The organism is Janthinobacterium lividum (genome assembly GCF_034424625.1).
Lineage (GTDB): Bacteria > Pseudomonadota > Gammaproteobacteria > Burkholderiales > Burkholderiaceae_D > Janthinobacterium > Janthinobacterium lividum.
Window position 1 is genome coordinate 1 of the sequence record NZ_CP139976.1, and the last position, 17290, is coordinate 17290.

The 17290-nt window shown below is 52.5% G+C and carries 11 protein-coding genes; all 11 read left to right on the top strand.

Annotation, left to right across the window (positions count from 1 at the left end; genetic code table 11):
* The 11 genes from dnaA to U0004_RS00055 all read left to right on the top strand — a co-directional run bounded on the left by dnaA (position 1) and on the right by U0004_RS00055 (position 17158).
* Positions 1 to 1395 (top strand): chromosomal replication initiator protein DnaA, encoded by a 1395-nt coding sequence (dnaA, locus tag U0004_RS00005; RefSeq protein ID WP_034781304.1) that lies wholly within the window; start codon positions 1 to 3, stop codon positions 1393 to 1395.
* Positions 1396 to 1545: 150 nt separating this feature from the next.
* Positions 1546 to 2652 (top strand): DNA polymerase III subunit beta, encoded by a 1107-nt coding sequence (gene dnaN, locus U0004_RS00010; protein WP_034754341.1) that lies wholly within the window; start codon positions 1546 to 1548, stop codon positions 2650 to 2652.
* A 153-nt stretch (positions 2653 to 2805) separates the two neighbouring features.
* Positions 2806 to 5304 (top strand): DNA topoisomerase (ATP-hydrolyzing) subunit B, encoded by a 2499-nt coding sequence (gyrB, locus tag U0004_RS00015; protein ID WP_034781301.1) that lies wholly within the window; start codon positions 2806 to 2808, stop codon positions 5302 to 5304.
* A 268-nt stretch (positions 5305 to 5572) separates the two neighbouring features.
* Entirely contained in the window at positions 5573 to 10501 is a 4929-nt protein-coding gene (locus tag U0004_RS00020; protein ID WP_139144246.1) for an NACHT domain-containing protein, read from the top strand.
* On the top strand, positions 10498 to 11940 hold the full coding sequence (locus tag U0004_RS00025) for a hypothetical protein (protein WP_139144245.1): 1443 nt from the start codon (positions 10498 to 10500) through the stop codon (positions 11938 to 11940). The genes U0004_RS00020 and U0004_RS00025 overlap by 4 nt, the downstream gene beginning before the upstream one ends.
* 116 nt (positions 11941 to 12056) lie before the next feature.
* Entirely contained in the window at positions 12057 to 12347 is a 291-nt protein-coding gene (locus tag U0004_RS00030) for a hypothetical protein (RefSeq protein WP_139144244.1), read from the top strand.
* A gap of 45 nt (positions 12348 to 12392) precedes the next feature.
* On the top strand, positions 12393 to 13076 hold the full coding sequence (locus tag U0004_RS00035) for a DUF2026 family protein (protein ID WP_115057386.1): 684 nt from the start codon (positions 12393 to 12395) through the stop codon (positions 13074 to 13076).
* 785 nt (positions 13077 to 13861) lie between these two features.
* Positions 13862 to 14284 carry a helix-turn-helix domain-containing protein gene (locus U0004_RS00040; RefSeq protein WP_070258721.1) on the top strand — a complete coding sequence of 141 codons (423 nt, stop codon included), beginning with the start codon at positions 13862 to 13864 and terminating at the stop codon, positions 14282 to 14284.
* A gap of 241 nt (positions 14285 to 14525) precedes the next feature.
* On the top strand, positions 14526 to 15248 hold the full coding sequence (locus U0004_RS00045) for a TnsA endonuclease N-terminal domain-containing protein (RefSeq protein ID WP_071653727.1): 723 nt from the start codon (positions 14526 to 14528) through the stop codon (positions 15246 to 15248).
* Entirely contained in the window at positions 15211 to 16215 is a 1005-nt protein-coding gene (locus U0004_RS00050; RefSeq protein ID WP_070258719.1) for a hypothetical protein, read from the top strand. Before U0004_RS00045 ends, U0004_RS00050 begins: the two co-directional genes overlap by 38 nt.
* A 22-nt stretch (positions 16216 to 16237) precedes the next feature.
* Complete coding sequence (locus U0004_RS00055; RefSeq protein ID WP_070258717.1) at positions 16238 to 17158, top strand: bifunctional helix-turn-helix transcriptional regulator/GNAT family N-acetyltransferase; 921 nt, start codon at positions 16238 to 16240, stop codon at positions 17156 to 17158.
* Positions 17159 to 17290 lie beyond the last annotated feature (132 nt).

Below are 17290 nucleotides of genomic sequence, written 5' to 3' on the forward strand. Positions count from 1 at the left end.
ATGGATAATTTCTGGCAGGCCTGTTCCGCGCAGTTGGAACTGGAGCTGACACCGCAACAATTCAGTGCGTGGATCAAACCGCTTATCCCTCTCGATTACGAAGAGGGCAAGCTGCGCATTGCTGCGCCCAATCGCTTCAAGCTCGATTGGGTCAAGACCCAGTTCGCCAGCCGCATCACTGCCCTGGCCATTCAGTACTTCGAAGCGCCGACGGAAGTGCAGTTCGTGCTCGACCCGCGCCTGGCCCTGCCGAAGAAACCCGTCACCGCCAGCACCCCGGCCAGCGATCCGAATGGCGGCGCGCCCAGCGCGCGCGCCGCGGAGCCGCAGCCCAGCGTGCCGGAACTGAGCATTGGCGCGGCGCCGCGCCGCGAGCAGAGCCGCATCAACACCGACCTGACCTTCGACAGCTTCGTGACGGGTAAAGCCAACCAGCTGGCGCGCGCCGCCGCCATCCAGGTGGCGAACAATCCGGGCGTGTCGTACAACCCGCTGTTCTTCTACGGCGGCGTCGGCCTGGGTAAGACCCACTTGATCCACGCCATCGGCAACCAGGTGATGGCCGACAATCCGGGCGCGAAGATCCGCTACATCCACGCGGAACAGTACGTTCGCGACGTAGTGACCGCTTACCAGCGCAAGGGTTTCGACGACTTCAAGCATTACTATCACTCGCTCGACATGCTGCTGATCGATGATATCCAGTTCTTTGGCGGCAAGAGCCGCACGCAGGAAGAGTTTTTCTATGCGTTCGAGGCATTAATTGCCGCAAAGAAACAAATCATCATCACCTCGGATACCTATCCGAAGGAAATCACGGGCATGGACGACCGCCTGATCTCGCGCTTCGACTCGGGCCTGACGGTGGCCATCGAACCGCCGGAACTGGAAATGCGCGTGGCGATTCTGCTGAAAAAAGCCAAGCAGGAAGGCGTGACCTTCTCTGACGACGTGGCCTTCTTTGTCGCCAAGCACTTGCGCTCGAACGTGCGCGAGCTGGAAGGCGCGCTGCGCAAAATTTTGGCGTATTCGCGTTTTCATGGCAAAGACATCACCATCGATATCGTCAAGGAAGCCCTGAAGGACTTGCTGTCGGTGCAGAACCGCCAGATTTCCGTGGAAAACATCCAGAAAACGGTGGCCGACTTCTTCAATATCAAGGTTGCCGACATGTATTCGAAGCGCCGGCCCGCGAATATCGCCCGGCCGCGCCAGATCGCCATGTACCTGGCCAAGGAATTGACACAGAAGAGCCTGCCGGAAATCGGCGAGCTGTTCGGCGGCCGCGACCACACCACGGTGCTGCATGCCGTGCGCAAGATCGCGCTGGACCGTACCAAAAACCCGGAATGCAACCACGAGTTGCATGTGCTGGAGCAAACGTTGAAGGGCTAAGCACGGCTTTGGCAAGACTGGCTCAAAACGTGCTTTACCCTTATTATCTGGGAGGGCACCGCAGCCGGTCTGTCGGGGCTTCCCATGGCAACAATTGTTAAATTAATACGTTAAACGTCGTACTGTTCAACCTATACATTGAGGATAAATATGCAATTGGTCAAAACCACCCGAGATACCCTTCTCCGGCCACTGCAGATCGTGAGCGGTATTGTCGAGCGTCGGCACACTATGCCGATTCTGGCCAATATCCTCATCCGCAAAGACGGTGAAAATGTCTCCTTCCTGTCGACCGACACCGAAGTGCAGATCACCACGCACGCGGAAATCGGTTCCGGCGCGGACGTCACCGGCACCACCGTGGCCGCGCGCAAGCTGCTGGACATTTTGCGCGCCCTGCCCGAATCGGGCGACGTCACGATGACCCTGCTGAACAAGCGCCTGACCGTGCAAACGGGCAAGTCGCGCTTCGCCCTGCAAACCCTGGCGGCGGAAGAATTTCCAACCGTGCAACAGGCAGAAAGCTACAACGCGTCCGTCACCCTGCCGCAGAAAACGCTGAAGCACCTGTTCAACATGGTGCATTTCTCGATGGCGCAGCAAGACATCCGCTATTACCTGAACGGCTTGCTGCTGGTTCTGGATGGCAATAATGTCATCGCCGTGGCCACCGATGGCCACCGCCTGGCGTTTTGCCAGGTCGCCACCGAGCAGACGTTTGCGCGCCAGGAAGTAATTATCCCGCGCAAGACCATCATCGAACTGCAGCGCCTGCTGGAAGAGAACGATGAGCCGGTGCAGCTGGACATCGCCGCCAACCAGGTGAAACTGACCTTTGCCGACATCGAGCTGATCTCGAAGCTGGTGGAAGGCAAGTTCCCCGACTACACGCGCGTGATTCCAAAAGGCTACAAAAACGACTTCACCATCGGCCGCGATGAATTGCTGCGCTCGCTGCAACGTGCCGCCATCATGACCAGCGACAAGTTCAAGGGCGTGCGCTGCATCATCACCCCGGGCAGCATGAAGATCAGCTCGACCAATGCGGACCAGGAAGAAGCCGTCGAAGAGCTGGAAATCGACTACGGCGGCGACTCCGTTGACATCGGCTTCAACGTGACGTATCTGCTGGACGTGCTGAACAACCTGAAATGCGAATACGTCAACATCGCGCTGGGCGACTCGAACTCGTCCGCCCTGATCTCCATCCCGGACAATGCCGACTTCAAGTATGTCGTCATGCCGATGCGCATCTAAAGACCACAGCAGTGACGTAGGTCGGATTAGCGCAGCGTAATCCGACATGCTGAATCGCCATCTGTCGGGTTACGCCGTTCCGGCTAACCCGACAGACGGTCATCAGCCAGCAGCCCCGAATCAATCAGCAATCGTTATTTGAGAAAGCAGTCCATGTCCGAGAATCCACAAGACACCCCGATCCAGGCCAAAACGGAAGAATACGGCGCCGCCTCCATCCAGATCCTGGAAGGCCTGGAAGCCGTACGCAAACGCCCGGGCATGTACATTGGCGACACCTCGGACGGCACCGGCTTGCACCATCTGGTATTCGAAGTGCTGGACAACTCGATCGACGAATCGCTGGCCGGCCACTGCACGGAAATCCACGTCACCATCCACAGCGACAATTCGATCTCGATCACCGACAATGGCCGCGGCGTGCCGACCGGCCTGAAAATGGACGACAAGCACGATCCGAAGCGTTCGGCGGCGGAAATCGTCATGACCGAGCTGCATGCGGGCGGCAAGTTCGACCAGAACTCGTACAAAGTCTCGGGCGGTTTGCACGGCGTGGGCGTGTCTTGCGTGAATGGCCTGTCGAAACTGCTGAAACTGACCATCCGCCGCGACGGCAAAGTGCATCACATGGAATTCGTGCGCGGCGTGCCGCAAGACCGCCAGATCGTCATGGTCGGCGACATCGCCACCTCGCCGATCAAGGTCATCGGCGACACGGACAAGCGCGGCACCGACGTGCATTTCTGGGCCGATGAAGAGATTTTCACGCACGTGGAATTCCACTACGAAATCCTGGCCAAGCGCATCCGCGAACTGTCTTTCCTGAACAATGGCGTCAACATCAAGTTGTCCGACCAGCGCACGGGCAAGGAAGAAATCTTCGCCTTCGAAGGCGGCACGCGCGGCTTCGTCGAATACATCAACAAGGCCAAATCGGTCTTGCACCCGACCATTTTCCAAGCCACGGGCGAACGCCTGTCGGACCAGGGCACGAACATCTCGGTCGACGTGTCGATGCAGTGGAACGATGCCTACAACGAACAGGTGCTGTGCTTCACGAACAATATCCCGCAGCGCGACGGCGGTACCCACCTGACGGGCTTGCGCGCGGCGATGACGCGCGTGATCAACAAATACATCGATGAACACGAGTTTGCCAAGAAGGCGAAAGTGGAAATCAGCGGCGACGACATGCGCGAAGGCCTGACCTGCGTCTTGTCGGTGAAAGTGCCGGAACCGAAATTCTCGTCGCAGACGAAAGACAAGCTGGTGTCGAGCGAAGTGCGCGGTCCCGTCGAAGAGATCGTCGCCAAGACCCTGGCCGACTACCTGCAGGAAAAACCGAACGACGCCAAGATCATTTGCGGCAAGATCGTCGAAGCTGCGCGCGCGCGCGAAGCGGCACGCAAGGCCCGCGATCTGACGCGCCGCAAAGGCATCATGGACGGCCTGGGCCTGTCGGCCAAGCTGGCCGACTGCCAGGAAAAAGACCCCGCCCTGTGCGAACTGTACATCGTCGAGGGTGACTCGGCAGGTGGCTCGGCAAAACAAGGGCGCGACCGCAAGTTCCAGGCCATCCTGCCGCTGCGCGGTAAAGTCTTGAACGTGGAAAAAGCCCGTTTCGAAAAAATGCTGTCGTCGGAGCAGATCACCACCCTGATCGCCACGCTCGGCACCTCGATCGGACCGGACGAATTCAACGTCGAAAAGCTGCGCTACCACCGCATCATCATCATGACCGATGCGGACGTCGACGGCGCCCACATCCGTACCCTGCTGCTGACCCTGTTCTATCGCCAGATGCCGCAACTGGTCGAGCGCGGCCACATCTACATCGCGCAACCACCGCTGTACAAGGTGAAAGCCGGCCGCGACGAGCGCTATCTGAAAGATGACGCCGAGGAAGCGAGCTACATGATGACCGTGGCGCTAAACACGGCCGTGCTGGTACCGCGCACAGGCGCGGAAGGCATTTCCGGCGAGACCCTGACGGAACTGGTGCGCAAGTTCAACCTGTCGAACACCATCATGACCCGTCTGACGCGCGTCATCGACCGCGCCGCCCTGACGGCCATCATGACGGGCGTGCAGCTGGACCTGTCGACCCTGGACCTGGCGGAAACCTCCGCCCTGGCCCTGCAGACGGCCATCAACGACAGCGCCGTGCGCGTGCATGTGCGTTCCGACGACTTGTCGGAAAAACACATGCTGCGCATCGAGCGCATGCACCACGGCAACGTGAAAGTCAGCGCCATCGACGCCGACTTCGTGCAAGGCCCGGACTACGCCGTACTGAGCAGCGGCGCCGCCACCTTCGAAGGCTTGATCGGCGAAGGCGCGTTTGTCCGCCGCGGCGAAGGCGAGCGCATCAAGGAAATCGCCGTGGTCGACTTCCACCAGGCCATGCAATGGCTGCGCGACGAAGCCGAACGCACCGTCTCGAAACAGCGCTACAAAGGTCTGGGCGAAATGAACCCGGATCAACTGTGGGAAACGACGATGGACCCGACCGTACGCCGTTTGCTGAAGGTGCAGATCGAAGACGCGATTGCGGCGGATCAAATCTTCACCACCTTGATGGGCGACGACGTGGAACCACGCCGCGCCTTCATCGAAAATAATGCGTTGCGCGCAGGGAATATTGACGTGTAAGCTGTCGGGTGACACAGAAAGTGAAAAACGTGCCAAGTTAGTGAAAAATTACTGACACAGTTAATGGAAAAAGACGCATGTCAGGTAACACTGAAAGTGAAAACTGTGCGACGAAAATGCAAAAACCTAAGCTTTCAATAGTGACAAAAAGCCAACTTAGCTAAGTTGGCTTTTTTTTTGCGAAATCCAATTCTGTCGACGATGACCATTTTTCGGTATTATCTAAGAAATAATTCCAAATTGAATAAGAAAACCGTGTAGGAGTGCTATGGCAGGCGGACATGCAACAACAGCAGGCGTAATATTTCAACTCAATGTCGCCTCGTGGTTCGGCGTTCACGCGCTTTGCGAAAAACCAATACCACAATTGTCGGGCCTTGAGGATAGTTCGCCCCAATCGCTATATCTGGAATCAGAGGCGCCAGTTGACGACCTTCGAATTACAACGGTAGCAGGCGGCAATATCTTCTTAAATGCAAAGACAACTGTGTCGCTCAGTTCATTGTTAAGGTCGCCATTGGGGTCCGTTGTGGATCAATTTGTACGCCAACACCTTGCTTGCCGCCAAGGGAACGGAGATTTAGGCTGGGACCGGCCACTTGACAAAACCAAAGACTGTCTTGTTCTCGCCGTCAGTTCTGCTAGAACACTTGGATTTGTAGACTCCACAAGGCCAATACTTGAGCGTATAAGAAATATAAAATCAATTCTTCCCGTTGATCAAATCGCTACAACTCAAAAACAAAAAGTCGCATACGAGGCATGGACGAGCTTGGTTCAACAATCTTGGACTAGGCATACCGGTATCCCCCCCACTGATGGCGAAGTATGCGATTTACTCTCGTGTGTTCGGTTAATCCAACTAGATTTTGACAGCGCCACCGCAACCGAAATTAGTAGTCTATTAACAGCAACAGTAGTCGAAAATCGTAACGATGCATCAGCAGCTTGGAACGTCATTGTGAACGAATGCGCGCAACTCGCACAGCTACGTAGCGGGGCAGATTCGCAAAAATTTAGGGAATGCTTACGTGCCGGTGGAATAGCATTAAGAGAAAAACCTGCTTTCGCTCGCGATATTGAGCGTTTGAAACAGATCACGAAACGAACACTTGAAACACTTTCACGATATTCACGACTCTCTGTTCCAACGGAAAACGGTACGATAAGAGTCGAAATTGATAGAAATTGCGTGCCAGAAATTATGAGTTCTGCCACCACAAGCTCTTTCTTGTTAGTTGGGGCACCAGGAGCAGGGAAATCCGGCGCGATCCATTCCGTTGCCAACTCTTTGATCAAATTGGGTCACCCTGTTGTAGTGCTAGCTGTTGATGAGTGGTCAGCAACCTCAAGAGAGGCATTGCGGCATGAACTTGAGCTGAAATATCCGTTAGACGAAGTGCTTGATGCATGGAGCGGAGGAAAACCCGGAATTCTAATCATTGATGCACTTGATGCGAGCAGGGGCAACTCTTCGGATGAGGTCTTTTTCGACGTAATTGCAACAATTCTCGATCGCGCAAGCGGATGGAATGTCCTAGCATCAATTAGAAAGTTTGACCTTCGATATGGAGTCAAGTATCAAGATCTTTTTCGTGGCTCGCCAGCATCAAAACTGTTTAGAGACGCTGATTTCTCCAACGTAAGACATTTCGATATTCCTCGACTAAGCGAGCAAGAACTGGCTCAAGTTTGGGAGAAATCGCCGCGAATGGCAGTTGCTCATGATTCGGGAACTTCAGCGTTCCGAGACCTGCTTACATCCCCGTTCAACCTATTTCTCTTGTCGACTGTTCTTCCCCCAGTCGGCGACTCCCCAGAACTAGAGAGTATCGGCACCCAAGTCGAATTATTGGAAAGATACTGGGCATATAGAGTTGAGAGTCCTGCAGACAATCACCGAATCAATCGCGTACGTTTATTGCGATCAGCAACTGAAGTCATGGTCAATAAGCGTCAACTCTTTGCGAGAGGAATCGACCTCGCCGGGTATGATGGCCGCCACCTCGAGCAGCTAATGCAGAGTGGAATTTTGCTCGACCACCACTCACAGGGCCGCATCTCATTTTCACATCACATGTTGTTTGATTACGCTGTAGCCAGGACCATCATGATGGACGATGATGATAAAGCCCTGATTGAACGCTTGGCCCTTTCAGACGATCAGGCGTTACTACTTGCCCCCGCCGCAATGATAGCCCTTCGGATTGTGTGGGGGGAACAATTAAATAGACACCCCTACTGGGAATTGGCTATCGGCGTAGCGGCGCAGGAGTCAGCGGGTTCGTTTTCCCGCATGCTTCCCGCTAGGGTCGCTGCTGAGCTCATCGCTCTTCCTGATGATATTTCCCCGTTAACTAAAGCTATCTCTACAAACGGCGCACACAAAGACGCTGCACTATTTCTTGTGCGGCACGTATTTGGAACCTTGCTCGCAAACGTAATCGTAAACCGGCCAATGTGGGGAAACGACGCCGATCCATGGTGCGGCATAGTTAGAAACCTCTGCGAGACGGATATGGCAAGCCTAACTTGGCCAATAAAGGCAGTTATCGGGCATTGGACCGATACTCCGGCTTCACTTAGCAAGCAGCAGAAGAAGGACTTAGGGGCCGCTGCTCGTCTACTATTGAGAAACGCTACGCAAAATTGGAAAAATCAAAGTAACTACGACCAAGGCGCAGTCATCAGTAGTATTCAAGCGATTGCTCGGACCTTCGAGTCAGCAAAACCTGAGTCTGAAGTAGCATTAGAAGCCCTATTGGCGCCAGACCGCGTCGCCGTTTATGGACACATTGAGCTATTCCGTTTCGCAATTGAAACCAAGAATTTAATAGCGTCAGCGCCTCAACTGGTCCATAAATTGTATTTAGCTGCGTACTGTGCTCCCCTTCCTTCTCGAAAGGAAATTTCTCACCTTGGATCGAGCAAGATTTTTTCGCTTACGTCAAATAAGCGCCAAGACATTGAAGGCGTGCAATATCAGCTAGAAGATCATCTAGGAGAATACCTGCAAGCCACTCCAGCGATTGCGATTAAAACCATCATTGATATTCTTGACTACCGCATTCCCGCTGAGCATCAGATACAGGATGACACACCGATCGATACCTTTGAATTTCTGAACTGCACTGCAAGGTTTAGAGAGGACCTGTCTGCAATCTGGTGGACGGCATCCGAATCACACAACCGTGGCGAAGAAAAACTACTTGATATCGTTTTGAAAACCATTTTAGAATTAGATGAAATCGGTAACACGCACGCGGTTGAGACCATAATTACAAATGTAGTCCAGTTCAATATATGGGCATCGCTGTGGTCTGTATTGCTCATTGCAGGCCAATCACGACCTGCGACAATTGGCAGGGCCATACTCCCCCTACTCAAGGTCTCATCAGTACTTGGTGCTCACTCTACGACCTACCCGGCCGGAGAATTATTACGTATTCTTAGCCCTCACTTGGCACGACAGGAACAAGAACAAATTGAGACTGCCATTTGGCAGATGGAGAGTGAGCATCAAAGAGATGGCCTAATCGGCTGTTTATCACGCGAGAACGTTACGCTTACCAAAACACTTTCTCGTTTGGCTCAACTCGATGCGGAAGGTAGGTCGGTACAAAACCGACCACCGTTCACTCTCGAGAGCGGTTGGAGTGACGATGAAAACTGGTGGTATCGGGAGGGCGGTATCGATATCTCAAAGGAACCCTTTTCATCCATTCACAACGCCGTTGAAGCCGTGAAGGTGCTTGCTTCATCTAATGAACAGTCGGCCGGCCCCATAGATGTTTGGATTAATAATTGGCCAACTATTCTCGCGTTGCATGAGATTCTTCTAAAAAATAATTCGATCCCTGAGCGTCTGGAACAGCAAGCATGGGATCAGCTCGCGGAAGCCGCAGAAAAAGCCGCGCTCAGCTGCAAGAGCGCCTCTGATTTGGAAAAATTTCAGAGTTTGCATGAAATAGTTCACTCAGCATCGAACGATAAATTTCCACCTCTCTCCCAGCACGATCCGGCGCGAGAACATGCCTTCGCGAAACATCCATCCTGGGGTCGTCCAGCTCCCAGGACCGAAGCTGCGGCCGCCACTATGGCCCTAGCACGTGCGAATGGAGTTCCGTCACAAACGTACCGTGCCGAGATTCTGCGTCTAATACGAGATCCTGCTGTAGAAATCAGGCACACAATCGCATCGCGTCTCAATATGCTATGTGAAGCGGATCCAGAATTAATGCAGACACTCATAGATGTGGTGTTTAATGAAGAAAATAATCTAGGAATTCTTAGTTTTTTTCTTGGAGCCTTGCACCGCGCCATTGGAAGCATGGATGTTGGTACGGCCGAGAAGCTTCTAGCGCTGGATAAACGGATTTCTTCTAATGAAGAGGAAGGCCAAAGAGATCTTCGTAGACAATTGGTGACATCTATTGTTCGCCTATGGTTGCTGAATGATCTAACCACAGCAAATAATCGGGTCGAAGAATGGACTGGAAATCCTTCGATCTATTCTTCGCATATACAAACAATGCTCACCTCCCTTAGAGATACACTCTTGATGGGAAAAATTGATGCCCCCCAGAGTCGTGAAACCACAATTAGGACACGAGCAATCCAAATATTTAATCAAAGTGTGACGAAAGCTGCCAAGGAGTTTAGTCGGCTCGCACTTGTTCACGATAGAACTACCTATGAACAAAAACAGTTAGAAAATACATTTCGAGTTCTGGATACTGCCACGCACGAAATCTACTTTGGCTCCGGCGCTTACAAACGAAGCAAAGGTCACGAAAGCATAGGTGAGTCGGATTCCGATTTATTGCAAAGCAGGCGCAGATTCCTAAGTGAGATAAATAGCACTCTAGAGTGTCTCGCTGATGTCCCATACCCATCCGTTACCCACTACCTCCTAGAAACGTTAGAGGCTTTCATTCCTGAGGCCCCTGAACAGTGTCTCTCTTTGATGATCCGGTGCGTTCACAATGGAGGTGCAAGTGGCGGCTACCAATTGGAAAGCATGGGTGCAGATTTGCTCGTTCGCCTCGTTCGTAGATTTCTCGCCGATTATGCTCCTATGATTTCGGGCCGCGAAGAATTCAGAACTGGATTAGTGAAGGCGCTGGATTATTTCGCCGAAGCTGGTTGGCCAGAAGCGCGCCAACTCGTCTACCAGTTGCCGGAGATGCTGAGGTGAGTACCAGTCGGTTCTTTGAATTCAGGCGGCAGATTGCCAATCTAAAGACGAATTACGAGACGATCCACTTGCCAGAGATTGAACGCACTACGGCGGCCGCACAAAAGAAAATGACGGATGCGTTGAAAGGTCAAGGGCGAACGATTGTGCGCGAAGCGCAGGTGCGTCAGTACTTGCTAGATCCGACGCTAACGTTCCTTGGATGGGATCTCGGAAATCCAAGTGCAATGTTAGTTGAAGATGCAGTTGATGCAGCCAAAGAAGGCGAACATCGTCGTTTCATGGACTATCATGGCAAAGAGATAAAGCCCTGCGGCGTCGATACCTCACTTTTAATTGTTGAGGCAAAGCGCCCCAGTGTTCTACTGCCAGGCCCATCGATCACATCGTCCGAAAATTTGTCCGTAGAGATAGTAAACGCTTTCGCGGCTATTCGATCAGGCAAGTCAAGGTGCAAGCATTTCACCACCGATTGGTTCGACAGACTAAATACATTGGCTGACTATACGACTCGAGTAAAACAGCAAAGCGGCGACGCTCCCTGCAGGGTCGTCATTACGAACGGCGAATGGTTCATCGTTTTCTTGAATCCTGAAAGCGCACTGATAGGCAAAAATCCCTCAGCGGACGAAGTCCTTGTATTTCAGAATTTGGATGAAGTTGCTGAACGGGCGAATGAGTTCTGCGAGTCTCTAGAATATGCTAGTCTGAGCTCCAAAATCCCAACGCAGCATCCGACGGATTTGCAGAAATTTGCGTCTATTGGAGAAGATGTAAGAGCGGCCCTCGCTGTTGAACTTAGCTTCAATGTCATCGGAAACATTCAACCCTCGATGGCCGTGCGTGTCTACGCTCTCGTGAGAACCATGAGGGGAGTGTGGATAAAATTTCGTAAGGATTACGAACCGCCGTACGAGATCATGCCAGGAAAACAGGATGCGTTTATAGAACGCATAGGCATTCTGCAAGACCTTGCAAACGACCTAATTGCCGAACTTCGAAAATATGCCAATGTAACTGTCATGACACCAAGTGAAGCTGAACTCGTCGCCGCAGATGATGGCATGGTTTCCGGATGGCACTCATCGGCACTAAATTCGAGCCCCTCGCCAGAACTACATTATTTAACCTTAGGTGATGGCGCATTCTACGTTACAAGTCACGACGCCTTTGATGACTGTAGTTTCCACTCCTTTGGCCCTTGCTTGAACGCTGGAAGTGCAGCTACGAATCAGCCCATCATTCGGCAAAGCAGGACGCCTCCCGTGTACTTTCCATCCGGATCAAAAATGCATTGCGCACATAAGAATGTCCATGCCGGCCGCGACGGGAAATGCATATTACAATCTTTCGAGACTCATATGTGCTGTCAGCGCTGCACCTATCTAACAAGGTGTTGGCCAACTGGGACAGATGCGCTTCCATGCGCGAAGAAATAAGAGGAGCGTGACCATATGGTGACCTGTATGTCCGACATTTTTTCGTCCAGTAAATTGGCTTCGGCTTGGGTTAAACTGGCTTTAACTCGCGTCATCATTGTATACATCAATGGAATATGGCGCCAAAGCTGGCGCATGCCCCAAAAAACTGTTCCTGTCGCCAAAAAAACAATATTTTTAATTCCTCTACATTATTAGAGAAATTGGTACATGTCGTACTTGGCAAGATTGTGTATGAAAAAAGCTATATCTCAGCGCTTGAGATTGGCGCAAAAGAGCCACCAACAGAAGAGTTTACCGAAAGGACAATAGCTGTGCTTAGCTTATCACCTAGCGAGAAAATTAAAATTTACATATCAGCACCAAGTAATTCACTTCAGTTTCATCAAGTGAATTACTTTAGTTGAACTGGAAAAGATAGAATAACCTAGCTAACTCACGATATATCTATCATGATGCCAAAAAGAAAAACACCGCCCCTATCCTTTGCAGCATACCAGCGGCTTCACAACGTCATTTACAGCTTATCTAAAAAATTCGCTCACGGGCCAGAACGCTCATGCGTATTCTTCAGTATCACCGGCGCAGCATTGATGCACAAGCATTATCAGTTAGACGCGAAAGTGGTCTGCGGTGGTGGTGCTGTGCTGTTGGACAAAAAAACAGAAACAGCACTATCATGGTTCGTTAAGAGACCAGATGGAACCATCACCACGGGAGCAGAAGGGTTTCACGCTTGGATCTCGTGCGAGGACTGGCTTATCGATCTCACTGCACCCAACTACCATGAAGCAGTCATAGGTGCGACGTTTCAAAACCCAACCAACGAGCGCCAATCTATCCCTGCGCTCAAAGTACCTCGCATGATGATGCAAAAACTCATCTCTGAGACTGAGCGCGAACTAGATGAGATGCATAAGTCTGGTGATTGCGCATTCTATCCCGATTCAGATATAACCAAGGACGTAATTGATAACGCATTCGAGCAGGTCCAACTCGGAGACGTAATCAATATTGCGTACAACTGGCATCGCCCTGTTCCCCAAAAAATGGAACCGTCGATAACCATCGGAGACAATTATGGTGAAATCCAGACTGTCCATCTCATCAAGCGTGAGTTGGTCGGTAAGTGGTAATATCAAAGCTTATGTTTGCGCCCGCTTGCGCACGCTGTGCAGAGACCTAATCAAATCGCGGATCTATAGCTAGTTCTCGATCTTGGATAGTAAATCTCCGGTACTGCTCCAGTCAGCACCCCATCGCCTGTCTGAGACCCGTTCTCAGGCACGCCGAGAGGGGACCTGAAATATGCCTCCGTTCCTTCGTCTAGGAAGCAGACATAGCATCCCTTGATTCGACGGGCTTCATCGAGTAGCACCGTCGCGCTTCACAGATCGCATACGTTAATGGCATGCCGAGGGCTTCGGCGAGTAAGCGCAAATAGCGTGCCATAAAAACTTAGACTCATCTGACAGCTTGTATCAGTTCAAGTCTGAGCTAGTGCAACTACTGGGTAATAGTTCAGACTTGAACTGAGCAAATTGTTCAGAACGACTAGAAATCTCATCAGCCTGTTACAAGCTGCGAGTGGCGGCAGACCTGATGAGAGATCCACGGCGAGACTAATAGGTACAAGTCCTAAATTTAACGAACGATTGCCTTTGGTGCCCTGGAACAGATCATCTAAGACATGAATACCACGCTGTGCAAAAATATAGTTTGACGGTACCTCTGGCCCAAAAAAGTATAAATAGATTACCCAAATTTTTACACGCCCATAGGAGAGCAGCATACCAAATTTGCATACATTGGCAACCAAAATAACCTATATTTTTCAAATACTTACAGGCGCATCCCTTCTTGACATCCCAGTGCTACTTAGCTATTGTTTTAAGCAAAGAGACCACCGGATCTGAGAAACATGAGCCCGTTTTCGCACTTCCTGCATGAATTACGTCTTCGGCATCAAATTCGCCAGTCTGAGCTTGCCGAGCTGCTGGGATATGAGCAAAGCTATATCTCTGCGCTTGAGATTGGCGCAAAAGGGCCACCAACAGAAGAATTTGTTGAAAGGCTAATAGCCGCGCTTAGCTTGCCACCTAGCGAGCAAACGCAAGTACGCGTAGCGGCCACAGCATCCCAACGAAAGCTAGCCCTTCCGCTAGATAGTCCGCAGGACATGTACTGGATGATCCAGGGACTTCGCGAGCAACTAGACAGCTTGCATCCTGTCCAAATCAAAATAATCCAAGATGCGCTGAACTTGAAGGGATCACTTGTGGATCGCCAACCCGAGCCCCTGCGTCGTATTAAAAGACGCAGGCGAGAGGAGGCCACCATGTAAGAACGGGACAAACCTTTCGGCTTGCCCCGTTGGCCCAGAGCATCGAACGATACCCAAGACGGACATCTTCAGTATCTCCAAAGCCCCTGCCAACGTCAAGCCCCAAAACTAAACACGTCTGCTTCTCGCTGCGCCTATAGATCGCGGTGTGGGTGTTCATACGCCAAAAATCAGACATATCCATACCCTGAATCGGTGCTGGAGGGTGCGCTGCACCTTCGCTCAGCCAGGAGAAACAGTCATGTCCCAACATTTCTGGAGAGGAAGATGGTGCGGTAGCTCACCAGATGGAGAACATCATCAGCGAGCACGGGAAATTTTGCGCCCGTCCGGTGGCATCATGCGCGGCAAGTTCCCCAGCAGGAAGAATGGTCGCATGGTCCACCACGAAGGATTGCTCGAACTCGATGCGATCTATTTATTTGAAGCATCACCGTTGATTTCCAAGTATCGCGAACAGCCAAGACTAATTCAGTTCCCCGATGGCGTACGCCTTCGGCGCTACACCCCGGACTTTGAATTGGAACTGAGATCCGGCGAACTCATCACGATAGAGATCAAACCGAGCCGTAGCCTTGGTAACGAAGAAGTCCGGCACAAGCTTAATTGCATTCACGAACACATGCAACGCAATAGCTCTCAGTTCGAAGTACTTACGGAAGTGACGATTCGACTAGCTCCGCGACTTGCAAATTTACGCTGGATTTACCATCGCGCTGCGCGAACCCCACCAACCCCTGCTTCCATAGAGCGAGTCGTTGACCGGCACCGTGCTGGTTTTCCACTGGCAATCCAGGCCGCCATCAATCTCACGCAAGACACTGGGATCGAACCATTCAGCATGCTGCTTGCTGGCGCCCTTCAATGCTCACTAGATGGGCAAATCAGTTACGACACACAACTCAACATCGCAACGGAGGCCAATCATGAATGGTTTCGGATTTCGGAAAAATACAGTTTTTGACTGGTCGGGATCGGCATTTCTGATCGATCGCATACAGGAAAACGGTGACGTTCTGTTGGTGCGTATCGACGATGGACTGCTTTCGATCCAGCGCCTTGATCACCTTCTATCTGAGTATCGAGAGGGTCGAATCTCCGCGTCGGCCAACGACAGCGTTAGGACAATTCCGCATGACGCCAAGATGTTTTCCCGACCGTTGGACGAGCTATCTAGCCAAGTTCAAAGCGAGGTCAGACGCCGGTACCGCTACCTTCAAGCGATCTTCGGTCATGACGACAAGGTGGTCTATACGAGAGAGCTCTTGACCCCACTCATTCACCACGTCGCAGAGGAAATGAACGATCAAAATCCGCCTAGCGCTACGACAATATATCGCTGGAACCGCCTTCTTCAACAATCCAAGGATTCGCGCGCGCTAATTCCACGATTCGACCGGCGCGGTTCGAAAAATATGAAGCAAAACTCCAGGCTGCTCCAGCTCGCGCGGGACGCTATCGGCGAAGCATTCCAAGCATCACCGCATGCGACAGGACAAAGCATCAACACAAGGCTGGCAGCGAAGGTCAACTCAGAAAATCATTTCCTTCCAAAGGCTGAGCAACTCAAACTCCCTTGCCTGCGAACCATCTACCGGATGTTGGGCCGGGTAGAGGCCTATGACCAAGCAGTACTAAAGGATGGAAAGGCACTCGCCGAGAAGAAATTCTTGCTCGCGAAGTTTTCTACAGAAACCACACAAATCTTGGAACGCGTTGAGATTGACCACACGCCTCTCGATCTCTTCCTCATAGATGAAAAAAGTTTGCTCCCACTTGGTCGACCGACGCTCGGTGTCACCCGACATAAGCCAGCTTGCTGGTTTGCGTTGCAGCCAAGGCGGCCCTCTCGGGGCCGCTTTTTTTATGCGCTTCAAAATCCCGCCGCCATATTGACATACTTGCCAAAAGCAATCAATAATCTGCCATAAGCAAGTATATGAGAGGCGTCAGATGCATACGGACCAACTCGGCGAACGCACGGAGATCGTGCGCCGTTTTAATCGTTTTTATACGCGCCAGATTGGCGTGCTGCATGAACACCTGCTGGACAGCGCATTCTCTCTGACGGAAGTGCGCATCCTGTATGAACTGGCGCATCGGGAGCAATTGACCAGTGCGGACCTGTGCCGCGAGCTGGGCCTGAACGCGGGCTACCTGAGCCGTGTCATTGCCGGATTCGAAAAGCAGGGGCTAATCGCCAAGACGCGCTCGCCGACGGATGCGCGCGCGACGCAATTGCAGCTGACCGAACAGGGACAGCGCACTCTCGCGCCCCTGGTCCACGCGTCGCGGCGCGAAGTGGCGACCATGCTGGAACGCTTGCCGCCGACGGCGCAGCAGGAGCTGGTCGCTGCCATGGAGCAAATCCAGGGTTTGCTGGGGGAACCATCGCCCAGCTATCTCCTGCGCAATCCGCAGCCGGGCGACATGGGCTGGATCATCCACCGGCAAGCCGTGCTGTATGCGCAGGAATATGGCTGGAACAACGAGTACGAGGCACTCGTTGCCGACATCCTCGCCAAATTCGTGCGGGAATTCAACCCGGCCCGTGAGCGTTGCTGGATAGCCGAGAAGGACGGCAAGGTGATTGGTTCCGTCTTCATCGTGCGCCAGGACGACACGACGGCCAAGCTGCGCCTGCTGTATGTCGATCCCTGCGCACGCGGCTTGGGCATCGGCAGCCGCCTGGTCGATGAATGCCTGCGCTTCAGCCGCCAGGTGGGCTACACGAAAATGGTGTTGTGGACCAACAGCATCCTCACCGGCGCACGCCGCATCTACGACAAGGCCGGCTTCCAGCTGGTCGAGGAAGAGACGCATCACAGCTTTGGCAAGGACTTGGTCGGCCAGGTGCTGGCGCGTGACCTGTAAGCAGGCGCTCCAGCTCCTGAGGTGAAAGCGACTGTGGCGGCACGAGGACAGTGGCCGCCAATTTCCTCGCCACTATCACCATTTCCTCCAAGAAACCAGTACACTAGTTCCTGAGCGCAACTAATTTTGTGC